The organism is Metabacillus litoralis, assembly GCF_020524045.1.
Lineage (GTDB): Bacteria > Bacillota > Bacilli > Bacillales > Bacillaceae > Metabacillus > Metabacillus litoralis_C.
In genome coordinates this window covers 63,035-89,846 of the sequence record NZ_JAIVKL010000003.1, presented here as the reverse complement: position 1 = coordinate 89,846, position 26,812 = coordinate 63,035, and the positions used below count along the sequence as shown (strand labels likewise).

Below are 26,812 nucleotides of genomic sequence, written 5' to 3'. Positions count from 1 at the left end.
AGATTTATCGACGATTTTTCACATTTATCTTCGATTATCAGAATTTATCATCGATTTTTGATATTTATCTTCGATTCTTCAAAATTCGACAAATCATAGCTATATAATAAAGCAAGTTTACAAAAAGGAATCATCTCTATAATTGAGATGATTCCTCTTTTTAATTACCTTTATCCACGTAAAGAAGCATTCACTTTTTCTTCAACAGCTTTTAGCACTTTATCATGAACTTTTGTCACATCTTCATCTGTTAATGTTCTTTCAGGATCGAAATAACGTAATGAGAAAGCAACTGACTTTTTACCTTCTTCAAGACGATCTCCTTCATATAAATCAAAAACAGACACACCTTTTAACATTTTTCCACCAGCTTCAGTGATCACCTTCTCAATATCACCTGCGATAACATTTTTATCTACAACAAGAGCGATATCTCTTGTGATAGATGGATGACGTGGAATAACCTCAAAGCGTGTTTCTTCAACTTCGAAAGTTAATAAATCTTCTAAAGATAATTCAAACACATATGTTTCATTTAAATCTAATTCTTTTTGAACAGTAGGGTGAATTTGACCTACAAAGCCTACAAGTTTATCAGCTAAATATACCTCTGCTGTTCGTCCAGGGTGCATGCCTTCACGCTTTGCTTGTTTATACTCAATTTGATTTGTTAAGCCTAATAATGAAACAAGTCCATCAACGATTCCTTTAGCAACATAAAAATCAACTGGCTTCTTCTCACCTTGCCATGAATGTGAGTGCCATAATCCTGTTATTGCAGCTGATAATCTTTCTTTTTCAAGTGGTTGAGTATCTTTTCCTTGTGATAGAAAAACAGAACTCACTTCATATAAAGCAACTTGATCAGTTTGTCTTGCTACATTATATCTTAATGCATCTAATAAATGAGGAAGAAGGCTTAAACGTAGAACACTTCGTTCTTCACTCATTGGCAATGAAAGCTTTGTTAATTCTGCTGATTCTAATGCATATTTAGCAGCTTTTTCTTCACTTGTTAGTGAATAGGTGATTGCTTGATATAAACCAGTTCCTTCTAGATAACGACGTACTTTACGACGTTTTTCTTGATAAGAAGTTAATTTACCTGGAATCGCTTGACCTACTGGTAATGTAGTTGGAATATTGTCATAACCATATAGTCTTGCTACTTCCTCAACTAAATCCTCTTCAATTGTTATATCTCCGCGGCGAGTTGGAACAGTTACAGTCAATGTAGATCCATCAAGCTCAACACCAAATTGAAGACGGTCAAAGATAGATTTCATTTCTTCAGCAGAAATATTCATTCCTAAAATTCTATTTACCTTTTCAACTGTCGTTTTCACAACAGCAGGTTCAAAAGAAGCTGACTGAACTTCTACAGACCCTTCTAAAACGTCTCCACCTGCATATAAAGAGATCAGTTGTGCTGCACGCTCTGCTGCAGCTTGAACACGATTCGGATCTACACCTTTTTCATAGCGAGCACTAGCTTCACTTCTTAAACCATGATCTTTTGAAGCTGTTCGAATTCGTTGTCCGTTGAATAATGCAGATTCTAATAAAATGGTTTTTGTATCATTTTGAACCTCTGAATTTGCTCCACCCATCACACCAGCTAAAGCTACTGGTTCTGTTCCATTTGTTATCACTAAATGGTCAGTTATTAATGTACGTTCTTGATCATCTAATGTAACGATTTTTTCACCATCATTAGCTCGACGAACAAGTACTTCTTTTGAACCAAAACGATCATAATCGAACGCATGTAGTGGTTGACCGTATTCTAAAAGAACAAAATTTGTGATGTCGACAACATTATTGTGTGGACGAATTCCTGCTGCCATTAATTGAGTTTGCATCCATAGTGGAGATGGAGCAACTGTTACATTTTTAATGACTTTAGCAATGTATAATGGGTTATCTTCTGTTGCATCAACTTTAACACTTACTTCAGATGAAGCTTTTACTGAAGATTTGTCATAAGAAATCTCAGGGTATTTAACTTCACGACTTAAAATGGCTGCCACTTCATGAGCAACACCTAACATGCTTAATGCATCTGAACGATTAGGCGTTAATCCTAGCTCAAGAACCGCATCATCAAGGTTTAATTCTGCTAATGCATCTTTTCCAACTTCAACATCACTAGGAAAAACAAAAATACCTTCAGAATATTCTTTTGCAACTAATTTTGACTCAATACCAAGTTCTTGTAGTGAACAAATCATTCCATTAGAAACCTCACCACGAAGCTTAGCTTTTTTTATTTTAAAGTTGCCAGGTAAGACAGCCCCAACTGTTGCAACAGCTACCTTTTGACCTTTATCAACGTTTTTTGCTCCACAAATAATTTGCACAAGCTCACCATCACCGAGATCAACCTGACATTTATTCAGTTTATCTGCATCCGGATGTTGTTCTTTTTCGACAACATGCCCGATCACTACACCCTTCATGCCTTCATTTAAGACATCTACACCTTCAACTTCAATTCCGCTACGTGTAATTTTTTCTGCTAATTCATCTGGAGTTATGCCTGATAAATCAACATATTCAGCTAACCATTTATATGAAACAAACATGTTTAAATCCTCCTCTTTACGCTCGTTTAAATTGTTTTAAGAAACGCACATCATCTGTGTAGAAATGTCTAATATCATCAATACCATATTTTAACATTGCGATTCTCTCAGGACCCATTCCAAATGCAAAACCACTGTATTTCTTAGAATCAAAGCCTGCCATTTCTAGAACATTAGGATGAACCATTCCTGCTCCTAAAATCTCGATCCAGCCAGTTTTTTTACATACATTACAGCCTTTTCCTCCACATGAGAAGCAAGACACATCCACTTCAACTGAAGGCTCTGTAAATGGGAAGAAGCTTGGACGTAGGCGAATTTCACGTTCTTCACCAAACATTTTCTTCGCAAACACTTCAAGAGTACCTTTAAGGTCACTCATGCTAATGTTTTCATCAACAACAAGTCCTTCGATTTGTGTAAATTGATGTGAATGTGTTGCATCATCATTATCCCGACGATACACCTTACCAGGACAAATGATTTTCACGGGTCCCTGACCTTCATGTTTTTGCATTGTTCTAGCTTGTACTGGAGAAGTATGTGTACGTAAAAGCAATTCTTCAGTTATATAAAAGGAATCCTGCATATCGCGAGCTGGATGACCTTTTGGAAGATTTAATGCTTCAAAGTTGAAATAATCTGTTTCAACTTCAGGTCCTTCTGCAATTTGATACCCCATGCCAAGGAACAGGTCCTCTATTTCTTCTACAACTGCTGTTATTGGGTGATGATTTCCTACTCTTACAGGTCTCCCCGGTAAAGTAACATCAATTGTTTCGTTTGCTAGTCTTTCTTCTACTGCTAGCTGTTCTAAATGCTCTTGTTTACCTGAAATAGCATTTGCAATCACTTCACGAACTTCATTTGCTAGAGCTCCCATTACTGGTCGTTCTTCAGCAGATAATTTCCCCATTCCACGTAACACTTCTGTAATAGGGCCTTTCTTTCCTAAGTATGCAACACGTATATCATTCAACGCTTTTAGTTCCTGCGCTTGTTCAATCTTTTCAAGCGCCTCTTGTTGCAGCTGTTTTAATTGCTCCTGCATCATTTTTTCCTCCTTATTTTTAGGCTTTTTGTTTAAACTTAACTTATTGAGTTAGCAAAGCCATTTTAAAAACTAAAAGTAGTCTTTTTTTTGCAAAATAAAAAACCCATCCCAGAAAGGGACGAGTTTGAATTCGCGTTACCACCCTTGTTAATCGTACATAGAAAAACTCATACGACTCACTTCATTTCCATAACGGTAAAAACCGGAACACCTTTACATATTTATTATATGGTCTAAGTGTCAACTCGAGAGGTGAATTCATTTATCTCTATCATAAAAGTGCTTTCAGTCTAAGGCACTTTATCCCTGAATGAACGAATGATAAATTACTATGCTCTGTCATCGTTTGTTTCATATGTAATTTCTATCTTATTATAATCAAAACAAAATGTTACTGCAAGGCTACCCACGTAAATGATATAGAAGAATTCCTGTTGCGATAGCTACATTTAATGATTCAGCACCACCATATATTGGAATGAATAAGTTTTTATCCGTTTTCTCAAGTAAATCAGTGTTTACACCACTACCTTCATTACCAATAATTAAGCAAAACTGCTCACTTGAATCTACTTCTTGATAACTTATCGCATTTTGTAAGGAAGTTCCGTAAACAGGAATTTGCCGTTCCTTATAATCCATTACCTTATCTACCAAATTTGCTTTTACAACTGGCATATGAAAAATGGAACCTTGACTAGATCGTATAACCTTTGAATTATAATGATCAACTGTTCCTTCTCCTAAAATAACACCATCAATTCCAGCAGCATCAGCTGTACGAATAATTGTACCCAGATTACCCGGATCTTGAACACTATCAACTAAAAGAATTTTCTTCCATGTGTTTGGTGTATACTGATTTTGAAATTCACAAATTGCCGCTACACCTTGTGGAGCTTCAGTATCACTTATAGCCTTCATGACCTCATTTGTCACTAAAATGATATTTAATCCATCTACATTCCAATGTGTTGGCATCGTGATATCTTCACATACAATTAAATCCTTAATGATATCTTTCGTTTTTAATGCTTCTTCAACTAAATGTAATCCTTCTATAATATATGTGCCTGTTGCTTCACGTTCTTTTTTTGTGTGCAACTTACGCCATTGTTTTACTTTAGAGTTTTTTACTGATTCAATTCGGTCCACATTCATACTCCTTTTAAGTGCATTTACAATTTCTCTTTCTCATCATACATAATATTTTATCGTTTAACAAATGCTATAGGATAAGTAGTAACATTTCTGCAAAGGAGTTGATATGAATGAATTTAAATCTTCGTCATGCTGTGATTTCAAATGTTTCTGGAAACGATCAAGGCCAGCTACAAGATACAATTGTTGATGCCATTCAAAGTGGTGAGGAAAAAATGCTACCAGGTTTAGGGGTACTTTTTGAGGTTATTTGGCAAAATGCAAATGATCAGGATAAACAAGAAATGTTGGCAACTTTAGAACAAGGATTAAAAAAATAATACGAAACTAAAAAAATGCTGGGCAGTTATGTCCCAGCATTTTTTTATGGCTCTTTTCTGAAGTGTTGTTGATAATTCAGTTAAAACATTGTTTTTATTACATAATAGGTACTTATCTATGAAGAAAAGACACCACTTTGCTTGATACCGTGCTGTTTACTTGGAGTTGTTAAAAGCAAAGTAAACGAAAACAGCCTTTATTATTCAAATGTAATTTTATTCACAGTATCTCGATCTAAACGTTTTACAACTTCAGTAATTAATTTTACAGCATGTTCATAATCATCACGATGAAGCATTGCAGCATGTGAGTGAATATAGCGTGTAGCTATTGTGATTGATAAAGCTGGCACACCATTAGCTGAAATGTGAATCGCACCTGAATCAGTTCCCCCACCAGCAATCGCATCAAATTGATAAGGTATATCTAATTCATCAGCTGTATCTGTTACTAAATCACGTAACCCTTTATGAGAAACCATTGACGCATCATAAAGGATGATTTGTGGACCTTTCCCCATTTTGCTTGCCGCTTCTTTTTCAGATATTCCTGGTGTGTCTCCAGCAATTCCAACATCAACACCAAATGCAATGTCTGGCTGAATAAGGTTTGCAGATGTACGAGCTCCACGTAGCCCTACTTCTTCTTGTACGGTTCCAACACCGTAAACAACATTAGGATGATCAGTTGCTTTAAGGTTTTTAAGAACATCGATTGCGATTGCACACCCAATGCGATTATCCCATGCTTTAGCAAGAAGCATCTTCTCATTTTGCATAACCGTAAATTCAAAATATGGAACAACTTGATCTCCTGGTTTTATACCAAATTCAATGGCTTCCTCTTTACTTGATGCCCCAATATCAATAAACATGTCTTTAATATCAACTGGTTTTTTACGAGCTTCGGGAGGTAAAATATGTGGTGGCTTTGAACCAATAATTCCCGTTACATCACCTTTATTTGTAACAATCGTCACTCGTTGTGCAAGCATAACTTGTGACCACCAGCCACCTACCGTTTGAAAACGTAGAAACCCTTTGTCATCAATTTGAGTAATCATAAATCCAACTTCATCTAAATGACCTGCAATCATTATTTTAGGTCCGTTTTCTTGACCTACTTTTTTAGCAATTAAGCTACCAAGATGATCTGTGTAAACTTCATCAGAATAACTCGATATGTATTTTTTCATTACATCACGAACTTCACGTTCGTTTCCAGGAATTCCTTTTGCATCTGTTAAATCTTTAAGCATTGTTAACGTTTCATCTAGTTTAGTCATTATGTATATCCTCCTTAATTAACAATCATCTTTATTATACATGAAAGCACTTTACCTTTACGAACTTCTGATTTGCTTGCCTTAATTAATCATGTTATTTCTTATATGATTTACTTCATTTTTAGAAACATACGCTTCTTCTACTTCCTGAGGTGACATAATTTATTCAGCCCGGTAATACCTGAATACATTTACTTCAATCCAGATGAACCAAATCCCCCTTCACCTCTTACAGAGCTAGATAATTCTTCAACTTGAACTAATTCAACTTTCGGAACTGGAGCAATAACCATTTGTGCAATTCTTGCGTGCTTTTCTACTTTAAACTCATTTTTCCCATGGTTTATTAAGATCACTTTCATTTCTCCTCGATAGCCCTCATCAATTGTTCCAGGACTGTTCAATACTGTTACTGAATGCTTTAATGCTAAACCACTTCTAGGTCTAACTTGTGCTTCAGTTCCTTCAGGAAGCTCTATACTAATACCCGTACTTATCAACTCAGCCTCCCCAGGCATAATTACTTTTTCTTCATTAGAATACAAATCTAACCCAGCATCTCCTTCATTAGCTTGAAGCGGTAATAAAGCATCTTTATTTAATAACTTTACCTTCAATTTATATTTCAATTTTTAGCTCTCCTTTAATTTCGTATTTCTTTAATCACTTCTGTTTTTGAGGAAAATATTCCTGACTCTTATTATTGATCTATCATTTTTTCATTAATGATTAAAGTTTTGAAATTATTAGCATCAGTATTTTCACTCCATTGTTTTACCTATTCTAACTAATGCTGTGGTTTCATTTCTTAGATCTAATTGTTTTTGCATTTGAACTAAACTTGATAAATCCATCAATTTTGTCCCTAATTAAAATAATCCTACAAAAAAATTATAACAAATTGAAAAAAACTTGAAACCTTTTAGGTTCTTTATTCGTAAATAAGGAAAAATACCCTCAGGAGGGGTTAAACATGTTTGTCATATTATTAAGGCTGCTCTTAATCATTTTCATTCTATTTCTTATCTATTCCGGATTCAAATATTTATTTAATCCAAAGCGTAAACTTGAATTAGCTCATGAACAAAAGCAATTTCATTTCTTAGATGATAAAGAAAATGTCCGTAAAAATTTCTTATTAACCTACAAAGGTGTATTATTTGAAGGGGAAAAATACTTAGGCACAACAACACATTCGTTTGAGGTTGTCTCCATTTTCATATGGGCAAAAGCTACAAGTTCACTACAAGGATTAACATTAGAGGATTTTTCATATGTAGAGGACCAAATAAAAAAACGTTATCCACATGCGAAGATTGATTGGAAAAGTCCAATTAAAGAGCTGCTAGTAAAAAAACGAGAAAAATAAGATACCAAGGTACAGTTCATTGTCGAGCTGTACCTTTTTCTTTTAAAAAGAAATCTTCCCATTTGATAAATACTTGTTTCTCTCTTAGAAAATAGATAAGAAATAGCAAGGTTAATAATAGAGCGGCTACTAATATTGGTGATAATTTTTGAAGTGATGCCCCTAGAAAAGTGAAACACAGTGATGAAGGTATATGGGTGATAAATGAAAGTCTTACATATCTCATAAATCCTTTTGTCTTCTCTAAAATGCAAAGAGAGATAAGTGAAAAGTTTACAAGTGGAATCAGGCGTAAAATCATAATTTGCCCCGTTGAAAAATAGGTGTACGCACCTATCCATTTTTCTTTCATCTTCACAAATCGATGTATCAAGTTAGGGAAAATCCTTGAAAACAAATAAAAGGTGATACTTGCACAAGTAAGGCCAATAACTGAATATAACGATCCTAATTCAGTACCAAATAAGATACCACCAGCAACACAAACAACAGCAACTGGAATAAACAAAAATTGTCTAATGATATGAAATAAAATAAAGAACAGCGGTGCAAATAATCCTGTAGTTTTAATAACAGTTAAAACAGTAGAGGTCGCAAGCTCGATTTTAATCACCACTTTCTTATTTGGCATTTCTGGCAGGTTAGTAGTGTTTATACATTTTACGATAATTTTTTGTGATTTATGCTAATTCATTGGATGAATAACTTCTTGTGTGTTTGAGATCAGTTTGCAGAAGGTGGCAATCGAAGGATGTCGTGGCTTTCTTTGTAAATGGGATTTTTCTCAACTGATGCGGATTTTGTCGAAAAATGTATAATCGTCGATAAATCCGAAAAATCGCTGATAAATTTGCAGAATCGCCGATAAATCGAGAAAATCGCTGATAAATTCAAAAAATCGCCGATAAATTTTTTTCTATAACTCTAGTTAGCCAAAAACCCCCCATATGTTCGCTAAAAAACATAGATGAACACGTTTTCCAAAGATAGTACTCAACCTTCCTTGTTGCTTCACATACTATTACAGCTTTTTTGAGTGTAAGATCTTCCAAACCTGGTCGGGAAGTCACTCCCGCACCATGAAAATTGCTCAGATTATCAAATCAAGTCACCAAAATACAGCTAGATATAAAACTAGACCAAAATGCAAAGAAGTTAGCAAAGGCAAGCCAACCTTAAACGAAGTATGCTTTGTTTTATGACGATATAACCTCATTCCAATATAACTTCCAAGTGCACCACCTATTAATGATACAGACCACAAGGTAGATTCTTTGATTCTCCATTCCTGGCGTTTGGCTCTCCTTTTATCTTTTGCCATTAAAACTAAACCAATAACATTTATGATTATGTAGTATAAGAATAAATAGATCATTTACTATCTCTCCCTTCCTCTCTATATATTATCATTAGAATTCCCCTTATGTAGGCAAAAAAAGAGCTGATCCACTATGGAATCAACTCTTTTTTGTTTATCTATTATTTGCTTAGTTGAGATTTTGCAGCGTCTGCTAATTGAGCAAATGCTTTCTCATCTGTTACAGCTAAGTCAGCAAGCATTTTACGGTTTACTTCGATACCAGCAAGCTTTAAGCCATGCATTAAACGGCTATAAGAAAGACCATTCATACGTGCAGCTGCGTTGATACGTGTAATCCAAAGCTTACGGAAGTCACGTTTTTTCTGACGACGGTCACGGTAAGCATACATTAATGATTTCATTACTTGTTGGTTAGCAACTTTGTATAATGTATGTTTAGAACCGAAATAACCTTTAGCTAATTTTAATACTTTTTTACGACGTTTACGTGAAACGATACCGCCTTTTACTCTTGGCATGTAAATTCCCTCCTATATTACGATGTTCCGATTATTTAAGATTGTCTAATAAGTGACGAATGCGTTTGAAATCGCCTTTGCTTACTACAGTTGATTTACGTAGTTTACGTTTAGCTTTTGTAGATTTGTTAGCAAATAAGTGACTAGTGTAAGCATGTGAACGTTTAAGTTTACCAGATCCGGTCTTTTTGAAACGTTTCGCAGCTCCACGGTGTGTTTTCATTTTTGGCATAAGGGATTCCTCCTTAAGAATTATTGCTTTTCGTTTTTCGGTGCTAATACTAAGAACATGCTACGTCCGTCCATTTTTGGATGAGACTCAATTGTACTTAAGTCTGCACATTCGCTTGAGAATCGATCAAGCACCTTTTGACCAATTCCTTTATGTGTAATGGCACGCCCTTTGAAACGGATAGAAGCTTTTACTTTATCGCCTTTTTCTAAGAACTTACGTGCATTTCGAAGCTTAGTGTTAAAGTCATGCTCATCAATTGTTGGGCTCAAACGAACCTCTTTTAAGTTGATGATTTTTTGATTTTTACGCGCCTCTTTGTCTTTCTTTTGCTGTTCAAAACGGAATTTTCCGTAATCCATGATGCGACATACAGGAGGCTTTGCATTTGGTGCAACTAAAACTAAATCTAAGTTAGCTCTAGTAGCAATTTCTAACGCCTCTTGACGAGATTTAATTCCAAGCTGATCTCCATTGGCACCGATCAGACGAACCTCACGTGCGCGGATTCCGTCATTTACCATCATATCTTTGCTAATAATTAGCCACCTCCAAGGTTTTATCAAACTGAATAGTAGTTTTTCAAATCCGTTTAATTGTAGATAGATCTTGGTTTTTTTATTTGTAAAATAAAAAAGTGCGGATGTATAAACACCCACACTACGATTGTATATAAAAATTCATCGCAACCTGTCAACTACAAACGGATGTGTCAATCAGGTGAGAAGCGGGTGCTTCTACTTGTATTTATGAAAGACTATTCAATTACCTTGAACATTATAACACCAATCCAAAGATATTGCAAGTTGGTACTATATGTTTAACAACATATGTTATTCTATCAGACCAAGAATCATTCTGCAACATTTTTATTATATCTTTGTTTAGATTGGTGAGAAATGCCAAGAAACTTAACTCTGTATTTCTTATCTTTTCACTTCATTCTTAATGTTCTTTAGAAACTCAGTAAACGCAATTGTTTCTGATTTTTGCTCACCATATTTACGAACATTAACAGCTTTTTCTGCAATTTCGTTATCACCAACAACAAGCATGTAAGGAATTTTTTGCATTTGTGATTCACGGATTTTATATCCGATTTTTTCATCACGAGCGTCTAATTCAACACGTAAGCCAGCTTCTTGAAGCTCTTCCTGTACTTGTTTTGCATAATCAAGGTGGATACTAGGAGACACTGGAATGACTTGAACTTGAGTCGGAGCAAGCCAAGTTGGAAAAGCTCCTTTGTATTCTTCAATTAGGAAGGCAACAAAACGTTCCATTGTTGATACAACTCCACGATGAATAACTACTGGTCGATGCTGCTTACCATCTTCACCTACATAAGTTAAATCAAAGCGCTCTGGCAGTAAAAAGTCTAGTTGAACAGTTGAAAGAGTTTCATCTTTACCAAGTGCTGTTCTTACTTGAACATCAAGCTTAGGACCATAAAATGCAGCTTCACCCTCAGCCTCAAAATAATCATGACCTAACTCATCCATTGCACCTTTTAACATACTCTGTGCTTTTTCCCACATGCTATCATCATCAAAGTATTTTTCTTTATCCTCTGGATCACGATAAGACAATCTGAATGAATATTTTTCGATACCAAAATCTTTATAAACCGCTTCGATTAGACGAACAACACGGATAAACTCGTCTTTGATTTGGTCTGGACGAACAAAGATATGTGCATCATTTAATGTCATTCCTCTAACACGTTGTAAACCTGTTAAAGCACCTGACATTTCGTATCTATGCATCATACCTAATTCAGCAATTCTAATAGGTAATTCACGATAGCTATGAATATCATTTTTATAAATCATCATATGATGAGGACAATTCATCGGGCGAAGGACTAGATCTTCATTATCCATCTCCATTTTCGGAAACATATCTTCTTGGTAATGCTCCCAGTGTCCTGATGTTTTATAAAGCTCAACACTACCTAGAACTGGAGTATATACATGCTGATAGCCTAATCGCTCTTCTTTATCTACAATATAACGCTCAACGATCCTGCGAATTGTTGCACCTTTTGGCAACCATAATGGTAAACCTTGTCCAACTTTTTGAGATGTAGTAAATAAACCTAGTTCTTTACCAAGTTTACGATGATCACGTTCTTTTGCTTCTTCAAGAATACGTAGATGTTCATCTAAATCAGCTTTCTTAAAAAAAGCAGTTCCATAAATACGTTGTAACATTTTATTATTACTATCTCCACGCCAATATGCACCAGCAACACTAAGTAATTTAAATTCTTTGATTTTGCCTGTTGAAGGAAGATGCACTCCACGACATAAGTCAAAAAATTCACCTTGCTCATAAATCGATACTGCTTCACCTTCAGGAATCACATCTAGTAGCTCAAGTTTTAAAGGATCTTCTAATTCTTCATATCGACGCTTAGCTTCTTCACGAGTTACTTCAATTCTCGTAATATCTAAGTTTTCATTTACAATTTTCTTCATTTCTTTTTCAATCACTGGTAAATCTTCAGGTGTTATGGCATGCTCCATGTCAATGTCATAGTAAAAACCATTTTCAATTACAGGACCAATGCCAAGCTTAACAGATTCATCTTTATAGATTCTTTTAATCGCTTGGGCCATTAAATGGGCAGTAGAATGTCGCATGATTTCAAGTGCTTCACCACTATCTTGTGTAACAATTTCAATTGCACCATCATGTTGTATAGGTGTACGTAAATCAATGATTTGTCCATCTAACTTTCCAGCTAAAGATTTCTTTTTTAGACCAGGGCTAATGGATGCCGCAATATCTTCAGTTGTTGTACCTTTTTCAAACTCCTTAACAGCTCCGTCTGGAAACGCAATTTTTATAACGTCTGACATCCTTGTTCACTCCTCTATTACCTATAATTAGTTGTGCCTCTTGATTTGATCCGTTAGTATAAGACACTTATAAATAGAAAGGAAAGTAACAACATCTTTACATTCTATTTATAAGTGGCTCATATTCATTACATTTCAAATGCAGTGTAGGATCATTCATATAGCATATCAATGCCAATTGTTATCACATATATTTATCAAAAATCCCTGAAAACAAATAAAACTCGCCCCTAAAAAAGGGACGAGTTATACTCTAGTCAATGGATCGTGGTTCCACCCTTATTCCCAATATCTAATTAACTCATGAATTTTACGTTCGTAAGTAAACGTAAAAATAGATATGGCTTAAAATCGATAACGGGAAGACCGTCAGCTATTACTATACAACGTGTTCACAGCTGAAGTTTAAAGGTGGTAAGATTGTTTATCGTGTTAGGAAGATTTCAGCAATTCCTTCCCTCTCTGGGAACCGTACAAACAAGCTCATGTCCTTATCAATACTGATAATTTTTCAATTAATTCGTATTATAAATTGTTTCGACTTTAAAATCAAGCTGACTTTTTTTTCTTGGCTCTGCTAAATTTTATTGTTGATTTCCGTTACAGGCATTCGCTTTCCGCGGGCGGTCCGGGAGCCTCCTCGGCGCAAGCGCCTGTGGGGTCTCCCTTTGACACGCTTCTCCCGCAGGAGTCTCATGCCCTTCACTCCAATCAACAAAGTGCTAAAAATCAACATTATGCTTTAACATAGCTAAATTTCTTAAGACTATTTTTCCATATGAAGAAAACAACATGAATAAAGTCTAGTGGCATCTTTTCTTCTTAGAATACTATCTAATAGTGATAAAAACCTGGTTACTATTAGGAAATTAGGTTAATTAGCTATTAGTCATCAGAATGGGGGCTTTCTTAACCTTGTTGTTAGGAAAATCGATGATCAATATGTAAATTCAGCTAAGCTATGTATTGACACTTTTTCTTGAAAAATATTTTGAATCGTTTGGATCATACCATCTAATGAGTTATTTGTATAAACTAAAATTGTCTTTGGTGAAATGGATACTAAGGGAGCTAACAAATTAGAATCAACGTACATTGTATGTTGATGAATAAAGCTTTTATCAACATAATTTTTTAATTGATCTTCACTTATTCTTTTTTCATCTGCATCATAAACAACATATCCTTCTTTATGAACAATTGAAACCACCTCTAATTTACTTTTCTGTTCATTATGATAATCTCGTAAACTTTGAATGAAGGTTTGATATTCTTGCTCTAGCTTGTACTCCTCGATAGCCACTTCGACATACTCTCTTAATCTTGCATTGTATTGATGCAGGCGGAATTTTTGAAAGGAAGAAAAAGAAAAATTCAAGTTGGGCCTTAGGAATTGCCATAGAGTTTCCTTAAGTACCTCGTCACGATGTCGTAACCCCTGAATGTTTGGAATATCTGTCCTTTCACCTTCAATAATTGAGCTGGCAATTTGGAGTATCTGTTGTTGCTCAATTTCTTCAACAAAATAATAATCTTCTTTAAGCATCGAAACCATAAGTTGATGTTCTTTGTATTCCAGAATAAACTCAATCATCCCTGGTATTACGAATTGCTCTAATGATACATCCCAAGATTTAGGGCTAATTTTTATAAGTTCGTCATTAATAAGCTGTAGTTCTGAAAGGAATTCTTTACGAATTGAACGAAATATCGTGTAGATCGTTCTTGCCTCTTTCGGAGACGCAAATAAAATCTCAAGCATGTTTGTCCCCCCTATTTGCCAATACCTGGTTCTATGTATATGGGGGAACTTTTAAAAATAGAAGTAAAGAAAGATTTTAAACAAAATTAGTCATAAGTCGATACTGGAAAGTTAAAGAGTTATGAAAATTATGAATAACGTTAGATCTCATCAGAAAGCAAATAATCTTTAGCTTTCTTGTGATAACCATTCAGCATCAAAAAGACCAATCTCCACTGACTGGCCTTCTCATTGATATCTTATTTATTTAGGCTTTTTCGTAAACTTTGTTGCTTTTTACAACTCCAAGGAAACAGCAACTAATCCTGTATGGTCGCAGCTTTTCACTTTATTGAAGCTTCTCTTATAAGAGTCATTACCCTCTTCGATTTTTCCCAATCAGCTCAATTGGAATTGACATATGTTTGATTCGTTCTAAAATTCTTGCTGCCTTAACTGGTTCTTCTTCACCACGTTGTGATACAGCTAAATGATGTTGTAGTTGTTTTAAATCAAAGTTAGAAGAAAAGAATGTTGGTAAATTTTCTAGCATCCGATATTGTAAGATGGTTCCTAAAATTTCATCACGCATCCAACTTGATACAGATTCAGCACCTATGTCGTCTAACATTAAAACAGGTATTTTCTTTACCGCGTCTAACTTTTCATCTAATGATGAATCCTGGAACGATCCTTTTAACTCTCTCATGAATTCCGGAACATAAACTAACATCGATGATACTCGATGTGAAGCTAATTCATTTGCAATAGCTCCTAATATATAGGTTTTACCGATTCCAAAGGAGCCATATAAATATAATCCTTTTGGGCGTTTTCCGTTATTATATTCTTCTACGAAGTCTTGGGCGATACTTATTGCTTTTAATCTACTTGTTTCCTCTACATCTACATCAATATTATGAAATTGAGCTTCCAAAATATCTTTAGGAATATACATACTTTTTATCAGCGATTCATGTTTCTTTCGCTCATCATGTGTTTCCTTTGTTGGACATTTGTCATATTGAACATCAATCATTCTTCCTACAATTTTTAATCTTGGGTGATAACCTTGTAATAAATTTTTACATTGTGATAAAGAAGGACATTTCTTACAATTTTTACTTTGATTGGTGAATTCAAATAGTTTACCTATACTTCTATCGATCATTCCACTTTCAATGTCAGCGGAATGATTTGTGATAAAAGCTTGTACATCCGGATCATTCAGTACTTGTTTTCTTAAATCATTATAACGATCCTTAAAATCTGGTCTACTTTGTAACTTTTTTAGGGATTTACTCATATGCTCCATTCTTTTTTCACCTCTGTTCTTTTACTAATCTTTTGTTTTATTATCTTTGTAGTTTTTTATTCGATCAAATAATCTCTTCTTTTCACGTTCAAATTGCTCACGTTCAAGATCTGTTTTTTCATCCGCTTTTGTTGTTTCAACTTTTTTAGTTGAATTCTCTTGGTCTTGATCAAGCCAGGAAGGTAACAATTCTTTTCGAACTGGCGCTTTTTTATAATTTGTTTTCTTCTTAGTTGCATTTTCTTCTGCCCACTGTTGATATTGGCGATGCTCGTTTTTCGCTAATTCCATCGCTGCTTTCACTGTCATAATTTCTTTACGTTTCCAATGACTAGCGATTTTCTCTACATATCCTTTAGTAAGCTTCATATCTGTTTTTAACATCACATAATAGATTAATACGTTTATAACTCCTGGGTGTAACTTTTGATTAATCATAACATCTTCAATGATTTTCAAATCACTAGCAGTAGGTGCTACACCTCCAGAAACATCAATTAAAAATTTCCTTGGTGAGATAGATTCCAATTGTAAAATTAACTCTTCTTCTTTGGACAAGTTTTTACTTTTGATTTCTGACCTTAACGGCAGAGGTTGATATTTATCTACCAATCCCGGAAGCTCATCTCCGTATTGAAATTGATACCAATCACGTGCAGATCTACGTAAAAGCTCAAGATCTATATGATCATTTTGATCAATACTGTTCATGACAACATTTTTCATATCAATTGCACTGATCCCGTATAAATATGAAAGTTTTTTGATAACATCTTTAACAGCTGCTGTAATTGATTTTGAAGGGATAATGGCAGTAGAAAGACCTGATAAAAACAAATCGAAATCAAAGGCATCATCGGATACTTCCATTGACGCATGGTTACCAGTTTGCATATATTCTTTATCTAATTGTAATGTTAAATCTTCCATCGTCTCATTATTTATTTTAGCGATCATACCTGCAGATTGGCCAGAATCAAATACTTCATCAAAGGATTTTGTGATTTCATCCATTTCTAATTCAATTCGATCATCTGAGAAAAAATTCTTCAAGTGTAGAAATGTATTCTTGCCAACCCGATTATACAAATAAACATTTAACACACCATCTTGGAAAAACTCATTTGGCTTTAAAGGAGCATGAAGTTCATAAATGTATCGTTTTGAATCATCTAATTCATTCACATAAGTTTTCAATAAGCCTAATCCCTCTAGTTTTATACGTTCATGATAAATATCACGAAGATTACTTTGCATAATCGTCATCAACGTGTGGTGTGTTTTTTCACCACTCCAAATTCGACTTTGTTCAAGCTCTCCCCAAAGTGTCATGTAAAGACTAAAACATTTTGATCCAATTAAAGGCTGATATAATAGTGTTAAAATCTTACGATCAAGATCGTTAAGAACTGAATTACTTTTCACTTTATAACGATCTATTGCAAGAATTTCTTTCCAATGATGCTGATCCATCCCCTTCAAACCTTTCATGACATAATTGTTTTCTTTCTATTATCATTAACGAGAAGCTTCTGTTACACGTTCTAAAGTTGATTCATGTTCGAATCCTGCCACCTCAGTGATCAAGACATATCCTAAGCTGATATAAACTCCCTGAATGGGGCGTGATTTCTTTTTCTAGTCAGGTTGTTTGCAAATTGTTCTCATATTCACTGAAAAAAGAGCTATAAGAATATATTCTTTACTAGCTCTTTCTCTTTTATCTTACTTTTTTGATTAAATCTGTTAATTCATCAATAAAAACATTTATATCTTTAAATTGTCGGTATACTGATGCAAACCGTACATATGCAACTTCATCAATTGTTGCTAGACGACTCATCACCATCTCCCCGACATGTTCACTATTTATTTCTGATACACCTTGGTTTCTTAATTCCTTTTCTATATCATGGACAAGATCTTCTAATACTTGCAATGGAACTGGTCTTTTTTCACATGCTTTAATTAGCCCTCTTAAGATTTTTTCTCTGCTAAATTCTTCACGTGTTCCTTCTTTTTTTACCACAATCAAAGGTATTTCTTCAACTTTCTCGAACGTCGTAAAACGATATTGACATTCTTCACATTCACGTCGACGTCTAATAGACTTACTTTCATCTACAGGTCTAGAATCTAACACTCTTGTCCCATTGTGTTGACATGAAGGGCATTTCATAAAATCCAACTCCAATCAAAATCTCAAATATGATTTAACTATTTATTTGCCATTCATTGGAATAACGAAATACTTTTACTATGTACTAGAATAATGCAAAGGCACTTTTGTTATGGCTCTTTCCTGAACGATTGTTGCTATGTAACCAAAATTTATAGTGAAAACAGTGTAATTTCACTATAAGGGTTCTATCGTATGAAGAAAAGATGCCACTAGATTTAATATAGTGCTGATTGCTTCAGGTATTTAAAATCAACAAAGTTTGCGAAAACAGCCTTTGTTATTTACCACTTTTACCTGTTCCTATAAAATTTTCTTTTTTATCAAGCTTTTTATAAAGCTCTAGTATCACCTTTTTACTATACCCAAAATCGGTCGGTAACACAGTGTTTGTTGTAGCTGTAAAATCAACTGCTGTTTCATATGGTCGGACAGATATAATTGTTACAATTAGAAATCCCTTCTTCGGACGGTCGATGTTAACACTCATTTCCCCGCGATCTTCTGATACAGACGTTATCGTCATACCTTTTGTTTCTTCAATAATAGATTTAACAGATTGCAACGCATTTTTATAGGTTGTTTTATAATAATGACTTTTCAAATCTGGATTATAATGATTTTCTCGCGTTTCTTGGTGTGTACTAAAAATGTCTTTTAGTTTATTAACAAAACTCATTATTTTTATCCCCTTTAGCTTATATTTTACTTTTAGTGTCGAAAGTTATTCTATCTACTATCATACTGAAATTTTGCAATAATAAAAAGAGGTGGGGATTAAATAATCCACACCTCTTAACGAATTGTTCAATTTCAATCGAAAATTAAAGAACTTTTGCTTGAGCTTGCTTAATTTGAACAGGCCCCATTCCTCTAGGAATCTCGATATTCTCACGAGTTTGAGCACCTAAAGATTCAGCAATATGATCTGCAGCAATATTAGGATTTAAATCTCCACATGTATAAACATCAATACTTGCATAACCATGCTCAGGAAAGCTGTGAATTGTTAGGTGAGATTCAGAAATAATAACTACTCCGCTCACTCCCTGTGGAGCAAACTTATGAAAAGCAACCTCTCTAATTTCTGCACCAGACTTTAAAGCCGCATTCACAAATGTTTTTTCAATGTAATCCATATCATTTAACTTATCAAAATCGCAACCCCATAATTCTGAGATAACGTGTCTACCCATTGTTTCCATATTTAATGGATCCCCCTTTAACTATTTTTTTACATGAATTCTCTGCTTAATGGTATATGTGTAACTACCACGGGGGAAAGTTAGTCCAGAGAGGTCCTAACCCTTTAAGTAGCCTTTAACACCTTGGCTTTTCATAAGAAGTTCACGAAAAATAGTATACTTTGTTTATATATGTTTTGCAACAAACTTTTTCAAAAAAATTTGTTATTCGTAAAAGGTCAAGGGGAATTCCTTTTATATTTTCCTCATTTCCTTATATAATATTCCATGATAAAACCACAATAAAAAACCGCACAACGTTGTGATTTTCTCATCACTAGGTGTGCGGATTACACTATAAACTTAGTCACTCATCCATCGTTACAGCATGAGGCGTCCTTTTCAAATGGTGATACAGCTTGCGGAGCATAATAGTCTCTGATCGAAGCAGCAGTACCACACTAAAAGGATGTAATAAATTATCTTCTTGAAATTTCCAACATATGACTCATTTTATTCTCAATCATTTGTGTAAGATCAGTTACTCTGCATGAATAGCCCCATTCATTATCGTACCAAGCTAAAACTTTAATTTTATGCTTTTCCATTACCATTGTAGAGAGACCATCAATTATTGCTGAATTGGGATTTGTATTAAAATCAATTGACACTAATGGTTCAGTTGTAAACTCGATAATCCCTTTTAGATCACCTTTTGCCGCATGTTGAAAAACACTATTTACCTCTTCAACTGAAACTGCTCTTTCTACATCGACGACTAAATCAACTAATGATACATTTGGTGTAGGAACCCGTAATGCCATTCCATGTAGCTTTCCCTTTAGATGAGGTAACACCAATTCTAGTGCTTTTGCAGCTCCTGTTGTTGTAGGAATAATTGATTGCCCACAGGCTCTTGCTCTCCTCAAATCTTTATGAGGGTTATCAATATTGTTTTGATCATTTGTATAAGCGTGAACAGTTGTCATCAATCCATTTTTTACTTTAAAATTTTCATCGAGTACTTTCATTACAGGAGCTAAGCAATTAGTGGTACATGATGCATTAGAAATAATATGATGATGATCTGCATTATAGATATCTTCATTTACCCCCATAACGACAGTTAAATCTTCTTTCTTACCCGGTGCAGTTAAAATCACCTTTTTTGCACCAGCTGAAATATGAAGAATTGCTTTTTCTCTATGATTAAATTTCCCTGTAGCTTCGATTACAATATCAATACCTAATTTTTCCCAAGGGAGATTTTCAGGATTTCTTTCATTAATAAGAGTCACTTTGTTACCGTTTACAATTAAGTGATTATTTTCTACAAGTACACTGCCATCAAATCTTCCATGATTTGTGTCATACTTAATTAAATGTGCAAGTGTTTCTGGTGGATAACTTGCATTTATTACTTTTATATTCAAACCTTGCATCATTGCATTACGAAAGACCATTCTCCCAATACGACCAAAACCATTTATTGCAATATTGGCTCTCATCATATTACCCCTCTCACTTATATACGTTATACTATTAACAATTATTTTCTTATTAAGTATAACACATATATCGAGATATGCGATGATTTTCTTGTTTATATTCAAAAAAATGAGTCTGGGACACAATTTAAGAAAACATACATAAAGATGAATAAATCTAAATCAGTTAAGCTGAAAGAAACAGGTTCGTTCCATTGCGCTGCAGACACTCGCTTTCCACGGGGAGGAATCTGCGCCTCCTCGGCAAGCCTGCGGGGTCTCAGCCTTTCCTCATTTCCCGTAGGTGCCCTAGTGTCTTCCGCTCCATTCCACTAAGTTCTTAAAAATAGTATTTAAAATCACAAAGCTATTGAAGACGGCAAATAAAAACCCGAACTATTAGGCGAATGTTTACTTGACATATCACCTAATAATTCGGGTTTATCATTAACTTACATACTTATGTTCCAACCTCTTAACATAACTTGTTGTTAATTATCGATTAACAAGGGACGTGCTATTCACTTGCATATGTAGCATGTAACAGGTCCCAAAATACATAACATCATTTATGACAATCATCACCTGGTTGAAAGCACTTTGTTCAATAACTTATTTAACTGAAGGGTTGTTTCTTCTAAAGTTCCATTATTATCAATAATATGATCGGCAAGTTTACGTTTATCATCTAGAGGCAATTGTGATTTGATTCTCATTTCAGCCTCTTTCTCAGTGTAATCGTTACGCTCCATTAATCGTTTAATCTGTGTTTTTCGATCAACATAAACAAGTAAAATAGTATCGACCATATAGGTTAGTTTACTTTCAAATAATAAAGGGATATCTAATACCACAGCATGAGCTTGCTTCCTTTTTTCTTCTTCAACTTGTGTTAACATTTCTTTCCTAACTGCTGGATGTACAATCTTATTTAATTTTTCACGTTGCTTATTATCTGAAAAAATAATTTCTCCAAGCTTTTCACGGTTTATTGTTTTATCTTCTTTTAAGATACCTTCACCAAACTCTTGGACAATTTGGTTATACGCAGGTGCTCCAACCTCTACAACAAATCTTGCAATGTGATCAGCATCAATGACACAAATTCTCTTTTCTCTTAGCATGCTAGACACTGTACTTTTTCCACTTGCAATTCCACCAGTTAAACCAATAACAATCGTCACAGACTTTTCCTCCAGTACGTACTTAAATTTTCCATATCCCTATCATAATGAGAATGATACCCGGGAGGCAAGAAAATTTGTCCATCCAACTAAATCTTGATAAGATATTTCCTGATCGAATACCTATGGAAACAAACAATGAACTCATACAAGCGACAAGGATGCTCATTATAATTGGAGAATATCCTAATAAAGATGCACCTATACCAGCTCCTAATGCATCTAAGGATAAAGCAAAACCTAGTAAGAAGGCCTCAATACCAGTTATTGTTCCAGATTTATCAATGTCTGCAGACATCGGCTTTCTTAGAATATTTATTACAATTCCAAGTGTTTTTATCTCAAAGTTAATTAATGTTTTTTCTTCATTTCCTTCTTCTTCTCCTGAACAATCTTTTGCGGGCCGAAAAAATTGATATAAAACCCAAGCACCGATAAGGACTAAAATAAGTCCGCCAAGCCGTTCTGTTATATAAACAGGAAAAATCTTTGTTAGTAAATCACCAACTAACATTGCTCCAAGCATGGTTGCTGCAGAACAACAGGCAATCACGATAATTGATTTAAATGGAATCCTCATTTTTCTCATGCCATACGTAAACCCTACTGAAAAGCTATCTAAGCTTACTGCAAATGCTAACAACAATAATGATACATACTGAACCATAAAGCCTAGCCCCTTCCTTCTAATTGCTAACATAGTGTATGATAATAGCCTATATAATGTTAAAGAAGGTTTTATTTTCATTGAAGAAGTTTATGGATATCTTTATGCTCAACTTTGTTTAAATAGTAACTAAAAAAATCATCATTAAATCGACAACTGTCTTTATGTAAGACTCCTTTCTGAAAAATTGTTGCTAAATGACCTAATTCTCTGTTATAAACTGTGTTTTCACCGCATAAAAGGTACTATTCAGATGCCACTAGTTTTTATAAAGTACCGTTTCCTTCAAGTATTAAAAAAACAAGATTTGAGAAAACAGCTTTAATGAATTTTATAAGTTGTTAGGAAGGAAGTTGTACCATAACGCTCCTGATAAAAGATTTCATCTAACAAATTCCTTAAGTTTCTGTAACTTCATGATCCTGCTCAAACACCCTAAGAAATCTAGTGTCTTCTGATTAGTTCCAAAATAAAAAAGGTAAAAAGCACAAAAATGCCTCTTACCTTCCTAAAATTAGTTATTTAGCTCTGACACTTGCTACAAAAATGAGTACCTCTTCCACCTACTACAGTTTTTGTAAGTGGTGTTTCGCACCTTTTACAAGGCTCATTTGTTCTGCCATATACAAATAGTTGTAATTGAAACATACCGATTTCACCCTGTGTATTAACATAGGAGCGTACGGTGCTTCCACCTTGTGCAACAGCTTCTTCTAAGGTTAAAATAATTTCTTTATGTAAAAGTTTATACTCTTTTTTCGTTAATGTATTTGCTATTCGTTCTGGATGTATCCCTGATCGAAATAGAGCCTCATCAACATAGATATTCCCAAGTCCCACAACGATTATTTGATCCAACAAAGCTGATTTAACTTTTCTTGTTGTTTTCTTTAATCTTTCTTCCAAATAGGTAGATGTAAATATTTCTGAAAATGGTTCTGGTCCTAACTGCGATAGTGGTAGTTCTTTTTCTTCTAAGCCCTTTTTAAATAAGTGCATGGTTCCGAATTTACGTACATCTCGATATCGTAGTTCTGTTTTATCAGTAAATGAAAAGATAGCATGTGTATGCTTATCATACTCTTCATTCTGTTCATACAATCCGTATCTACCTTCCATGCGCAAATGAGAAACAAGTACATAATCGTCTAAAATAAACTTTAAGAATTTCCCTCTACGATTAACATCATGGATCGTTTGTCCAATTAAAGCATCAACAAATTGTTCTGGATCTTCTGGCTTTTTAATCATCTTCGGCCAATGTAATGTAACTTTTTTAATTGTTTTTCCTTTAACAAGCTGAAGTAAGGTTCGTCGAACAGTTTCAACCTCTGGTAGCTCTGGCATAGAAACACATCCTTTTATTAAGCTCTGTTATAAGCACCTGTTGATTTCTTCTCAAGTTAAGTCTTCTCTACTTAAGACGTACAAAGAACGTGATGAGATGCTTACTGTGAGGTCTCCTGTGATGACGCCATTTGATTCACCATCGTAAAAAAAGAGAACTCACCAAGGGGGGATATCGTTTTTATTCCAGAAATACAGCCCCCCTTATCATTGATTACATTCAATTATTTAGCATCATACCAAGAATCACCAAATGAATAATCGACCTTTAATGGAACATTTAACTCCACAGCATTCTCCATTACTTCTGGAACGATTTTTTCAAGAATGGCTATTTCATTCTTTGGAGCTTCAAAGATTAATTCATCATGTACTTGTAGTAATAATTTCGTTTGAAGTTTTTCTACTTTAAGCCGATCCGCCATATCAATCATAGCCTTTTTAATAATATCAGCTGCACTACCTTGAATTGGCGTATTCATAGCCGTTCTTTCAGCAAAGCTTCTAATATTAAAATTCCGACTTGTGAGTTCTGGAATATACCTTCTTCTGTGTAGTAAAGTTTTAACATAGCCCTTCCCTCTTGCATCTGCAACAATATCATCCATATATTCTTGAACACCAACAAAAGTTTCTAAATACCTTTTAATAAACTCTCCTGCTTCCTTACGGGTAATTCCAAGATTTTGCGAAAGTCCATAATCACTAATTCCATAAACTATTCCGAAGTTGACTGCTTTGGCTTGCCTTCTCATGTTAGAAGTCACTTCTTCCTGCTCCACATGAAATACATCCATCGCTGTTTTTGTATGAATATCTAGATCATTTCTAAAAGCATCCACAAGATTTTGATCATTAGCTATATGAGCTAAAACTCTTAATTCAATTTGAGAATAGTCTGCAGCAAAGATAACCCAATCCTTATTTGATGGAACAAACGCTTGCCTTATCTTACGCCCCTCTTCAAGGCGAATAGGAATATTTTGAAGATTTGGATCGATTGAACTTAGTCTTCCTGTTGTTGTTAGCACTTGGTTAAAGCGTGTATGAATTTTATGGGTATCTTCATGAACAACCTTTAATAATCCTTCAATATAAGTTGATTGCAACTTACCTAGTTGACGATAGTGAAGAATTTCTTTTACAATTTCATGTTTTTCTTCAAGTTTCTCCAAAACATCTGCTGAAGTTGAGTACCCTGTTTTTGTTTTCTTCATTGCAGGTAAACCTAATTTTTCAAATAAGACAACACCTAATTGCTTTGGAGAATTAATATTAAAAGATTCACCAGCATGCTCAAATATTTTTTCTTCAAGCGATGTTAATTTTTCAGCAAGATTTTTCCCCATAGCTTTTAACTGTTCTACATCTACCTTCACGCCTGTTGCTTCCATTTCAGCAAGAATAAGAGATAGTGGCATTTCTAAGTCATAAAGCAATGAAGATTGATCATTGTCAGCTAATTGTTCTTCTAACTTTTCTTTCAAATCAAAAAGTGCTTGTCCTTTTCTAACAATGTGCTCACTTAAATTCTCAACACTAGGAATCGATCGTTTTGCTCCTTTGCCATAAACACTTTCATCTGATCCAACTATTGTTAATCCGTTTGTCTTTGCAACACTTGAAACATCTTCAAAAGTTGCTGAAGGATTAAGTAAATAAGCAGCGATGAGTACATCAAAAGTAATTCCTTTTAATGAAATATCTTTCCATTTTAATGCAACAGTTGTTTTCTTTCCATCATAAACAATTTTCTTATTTGACTCATCTTCAGCCCAATTTTTAAACGTTTCAGATGATAATGCACTATCGGCAGGTACATAAAATAAACCATTTTTATTTACGATGGATAGTCCTATAATATCAGCTTGATGGTAGCTTTCTTCAAGTACTTCAACAAAAAGTACGCATTCCTCTGTTAACACTTCATCCGTAAAATCTGTCACATGGCTAAAACTAATTTCATCTACCGCTACTTCTTGCTCTGCTTCTTCGCCAACTTTATCTAATAATGAATTAAAGCCTAGTTCTTTAAAGATATTCGCTACCTTTTGTTGATCAAATCCTTCATATTCTAATTCACTTAATCCAATCGAAATTGGCGCATCACAATCAATTGTGGCAAGCTCTTTACTCATCAATGCTTGCTCTTTATTTTCCTCAAGCTTTTCTTTTAATTTTTTACCGCTCACTTGTTCAACAGAATTCAACACATTTTCTAATGTAGAAAATTCCTTTAAAAGCTTAATCGCTGTTTTTTCACCCACACCTGGCACACCAGGAATATTATCTGAGGTATCACCCATTAAGCCTTTCATGTCTATTATTTGGTCAGGAGTTAATCCATATTTCTCTTGAACAAAATCAGGAGTGTACGAATCAACATCAGTAATTCCTTTACGTGTAATATCAACCGTTATCTTATTTGTTACTAATTGTGTTAAATCCTTGTCTCCTGATATCACTTTAACTTCATAATCTTCCTTTTCCGCTTGTCTAGAAAGCGTACCAATAATATCATCAGCTTCATAATTTTCAAGCTCATAACGTGACACTTGATAAGCATCCAATAATTCTCGAATAAATGGAAATTGCTCTGATAATTCAGGAGGAGTCTTTTGTCGTCCACCTTTATATTCTTGAAACGTTTTGTGTCTAAATGTAGTTTTACCTGCATCAAAAGCAACAAGCATATGTGATGGTTTTTCATCCTCAAGAATTTTCATAAGAATCATCGTGAATCCATAAATTGCATTCGTATGTACACCTTTATCATTATTCAATAACGGAAGAGCAAAGAACGCTCTATAAGCAATACTGTTACCATCAATTAAAACAATTTTCTTTTTCGTCAATTTTTAATCCTCCAATAACTAGGGTAATAAGATGTTAAAAATATAGTTTGTCGATAAAATTCACTTGGAAAAAATCTACTACCAAGTCAAGTCTTTATACCTTATAGAAATTTTTTGGTTATACTGTATGATCATCACTTGGG

Annotated in this window: 24 protein-coding genes and 2 other annotated features; of the genes, 2 read left to right on the top strand and 22 right to left on the bottom strand. The window is 34.4% G+C overall.

From position 1 onward, the window contains the following. Positions 1-170: 170 nt before the first annotated feature. The 3 genes from pheT to LC076_RS06630 all read right to left on the bottom strand — a co-directional run bounded on the left by pheT (position 171) and on the right by LC076_RS06630 (position 4,794). A complete protein-coding gene (gene pheT / locus LC076_RS06640; RefSeq protein WP_226667101.1) occupies positions 171-2,585 on the bottom strand; it encodes a phenylalanine--tRNA ligase subunit beta in 2,415 nt (804 codons plus the stop codon). Between the two features lie 16 nt (positions 2,586-2,601). Continuing rightward, on the bottom strand, positions 2,602-3,636 hold the full coding sequence (pheS, locus tag LC076_RS06635) for a phenylalanine--tRNA ligase subunit alpha (RefSeq protein ID WP_146949253.1): 1,035 nt from the start codon (positions 3,634-3,636) through the stop codon (positions 2,602-2,604). Between the two features lie 114 nt (positions 3,637-3,750). Then, positions 3,751-3,991: a binding site (T-box leader), on the bottom strand. A gap of 50 nt (positions 3,992-4,041) precedes the next feature. After that, entirely contained in the window at positions 4,042-4,794 is a 753-nt protein-coding gene (locus LC076_RS06630) for a TrmH family RNA methyltransferase (RefSeq protein WP_226667100.1), read from the bottom strand. A gap of 116 nt (positions 4,795-4,910) precedes the next feature. Here LC076_RS06630 and sspI point away from each other — a divergent pair, with 116 nt between their 5' ends. Beyond that, the gene (gene sspI, locus LC076_RS06625; RefSeq protein WP_146949257.1) at positions 4,911-5,120 is read left to right on the top strand and encodes a small acid-soluble spore protein SspI; all 210 of its coding nucleotides are present in this window, start codon (positions 4,911-4,913) and stop codon (positions 5,118-5,120) included. A 200-nt stretch (positions 5,121-5,320) separates the two neighbouring features. Here the strand turns inward: sspI and LC076_RS06620 are convergent, their stop codons facing one another. Next, positions 5,321-6,406 (bottom strand): M42 family metallopeptidase, encoded by a 1,086-nt coding sequence (locus tag LC076_RS06620; RefSeq protein WP_226667098.1) that lies wholly within the window; start codon positions 6,404-6,406, stop codon positions 5,321-5,323. A 191-nt stretch (positions 6,407-6,597) separates the two neighbouring features. Continuing rightward, the gene (dut, locus tag LC076_RS06615; RefSeq protein WP_226667097.1) at positions 6,598-7,035 is read right to left on the bottom strand and encodes a dUTP diphosphatase; all 438 of its coding nucleotides are present in this window, start codon (positions 7,033-7,035) and stop codon (positions 6,598-6,600) included. A 344-nt stretch (positions 7,036-7,379) separates the two neighbouring features. Here dut and LC076_RS06610 point away from each other — a divergent pair, with 344 nt between their 5' ends. Then, positions 7,380-7,775, top strand: a complete 396-nt coding sequence (locus tag LC076_RS06610) for a sigma-w pathway protein ysdB (RefSeq protein ID WP_226667096.1) — start codon at positions 7,380-7,382, stop codon at positions 7,773-7,775. 16 nt (positions 7,776-7,791) lie between these two features. Here LC076_RS06610 and LC076_RS06605 read toward each other — a convergent pair whose 3' ends face one another. From LC076_RS06605 to polA, 17 genes are all read right to left on the bottom strand, one after another. Then, entirely contained in the window at positions 7,792-8,388 is a 597-nt protein-coding gene (locus LC076_RS06605) for a TVP38/TMEM64 family protein (protein ID WP_226667095.1), read from the bottom strand. Positions 8,389-8,883: 495 nt separating this feature from the next. Then, positions 8,884-9,150: a DUF1294 domain-containing protein gene (locus tag LC076_RS06600; RefSeq protein WP_226667094.1), complete on the bottom strand. Its 267-nt coding sequence runs from the start codon at positions 9,148-9,150 to the stop codon at positions 8,884-8,886. A gap of 104 nt (positions 9,151-9,254) precedes the next feature. Next, the gene (gene rplT, locus LC076_RS06595; RefSeq protein WP_226667092.1) at positions 9,255-9,614 is read right to left on the bottom strand and encodes a 50S ribosomal protein L20; all 360 of its coding nucleotides are present in this window, start codon (positions 9,612-9,614) and stop codon (positions 9,255-9,257) included. A gap of 31 nt (positions 9,615-9,645) precedes the next feature. Next, positions 9,646-9,846 carry a 50S ribosomal protein L35 gene (gene rpmI, locus LC076_RS06590; RefSeq protein ID WP_098795055.1) on the bottom strand — a complete coding sequence of 67 codons (201 nt, stop codon included), beginning with the start codon at positions 9,844-9,846 and terminating at the stop codon, positions 9,646-9,648. A 20-nt stretch (positions 9,847-9,866) separates the two neighbouring features. After that, a complete protein-coding gene (infC, locus tag LC076_RS06585) occupies positions 9,867-10,388 on the bottom strand; it encodes a translation initiation factor IF-3 (RefSeq protein ID WP_168714488.1) in 522 nt (173 codons plus the stop codon). Between the two features lie 83 nt (positions 10,389-10,471). Then, positions 10,472-10,595, bottom strand: a sequence feature (ribosomal protein L20 leader region). Positions 10,596-10,772: 177 nt separating this feature from the next. Next, entirely contained in the window at positions 10,773-12,710 is a 1,938-nt protein-coding gene (thrS, locus tag LC076_RS06580) for a threonine--tRNA ligase (RefSeq protein WP_226667091.1), read from the bottom strand. Between the two features lie 937 nt (positions 12,711-13,647). Continuing rightward, positions 13,648-14,472, bottom strand: a complete 825-nt coding sequence (ytxC, locus tag LC076_RS06575; protein ID WP_226667090.1) for a putative sporulation protein YtxC — start codon at positions 14,470-14,472, stop codon at positions 13,648-13,650. 355 nt (positions 14,473-14,827) lie between these two features. Next, the gene (gene dnaI / locus LC076_RS06570) at positions 14,828-15,766 is read right to left on the bottom strand and encodes a primosomal protein DnaI (protein WP_226667088.1); all 939 of its coding nucleotides are present in this window, start codon (positions 15,764-15,766) and stop codon (positions 14,828-14,830) included. 24 nt (positions 15,767-15,790) lie between these two features. Further along, positions 15,791-17,239 carry a replication initiation and membrane attachment family protein gene (locus LC076_RS06565; protein WP_226667087.1) on the bottom strand — a complete coding sequence of 483 codons (1,449 nt, stop codon included), beginning with the start codon at positions 17,237-17,239 and terminating at the stop codon, positions 15,791-15,793. A 247-nt stretch (positions 17,240-17,486) separates the two neighbouring features. Continuing rightward, positions 17,487-17,945, bottom strand: coding sequence for a transcriptional regulator NrdR (nrdR, locus tag LC076_RS06560; protein WP_226667086.1), 459 nt, complete (start codon positions 17,943-17,945; stop codon positions 17,487-17,489). A gap of 280 nt (positions 17,946-18,225) precedes the next feature. After that, positions 18,226-18,624, bottom strand: a complete 399-nt coding sequence (locus LC076_RS06555; protein ID WP_226667085.1) for a cytosolic protein — start codon at positions 18,622-18,624, stop codon at positions 18,226-18,228. 145 nt (positions 18,625-18,769) lie between these two features. Continuing rightward, the gene (gene speD, locus LC076_RS06550; protein WP_226667083.1) at positions 18,770-19,150 is read right to left on the bottom strand and encodes an adenosylmethionine decarboxylase; all 381 of its coding nucleotides are present in this window, start codon (positions 19,148-19,150) and stop codon (positions 18,770-18,772) included. Positions 19,151-19,608: 458 nt separating this feature from the next. Continuing rightward, complete coding sequence (locus LC076_RS06545) at positions 19,609-20,637, bottom strand: glyceraldehyde-3-phosphate dehydrogenase (RefSeq protein ID WP_226667082.1); 1,029 nt, start codon at positions 20,635-20,637, stop codon at positions 19,609-19,611. Positions 20,638-21,197: 560 nt separating this feature from the next. Next, positions 21,198-21,800 carry a dephospho-CoA kinase gene (gene coaE / locus LC076_RS06540; protein WP_226667081.1) on the bottom strand — a complete coding sequence of 201 codons (603 nt, stop codon included), beginning with the start codon at positions 21,798-21,800 and terminating at the stop codon, positions 21,198-21,200. A 22-nt stretch (positions 21,801-21,822) separates the two neighbouring features. Further along, complete coding sequence (ytaF, locus tag LC076_RS06535; protein WP_226667080.1) at positions 21,823-22,467, bottom strand: sporulation membrane protein YtaF; 645 nt, start codon at positions 22,465-22,467, stop codon at positions 21,823-21,825. A 522-nt stretch (positions 22,468-22,989) separates the two neighbouring features. Next, positions 22,990-23,814, bottom strand: a complete 825-nt coding sequence (gene mutM, locus LC076_RS06530; protein ID WP_226667078.1) for a DNA-formamidopyrimidine glycosylase — start codon at positions 23,812-23,814, stop codon at positions 22,990-22,992. 224 nt (positions 23,815-24,038) lie between these two features. Beyond that, positions 24,039-26,669 carry a DNA polymerase I gene (polA, locus tag LC076_RS06525; RefSeq protein ID WP_226667077.1) on the bottom strand — a complete coding sequence of 877 codons (2,631 nt, stop codon included), beginning with the start codon at positions 26,667-26,669 and terminating at the stop codon, positions 24,039-24,041. Between the last annotated feature and the right edge of the window lie 143 nt (positions 26,670-26,812).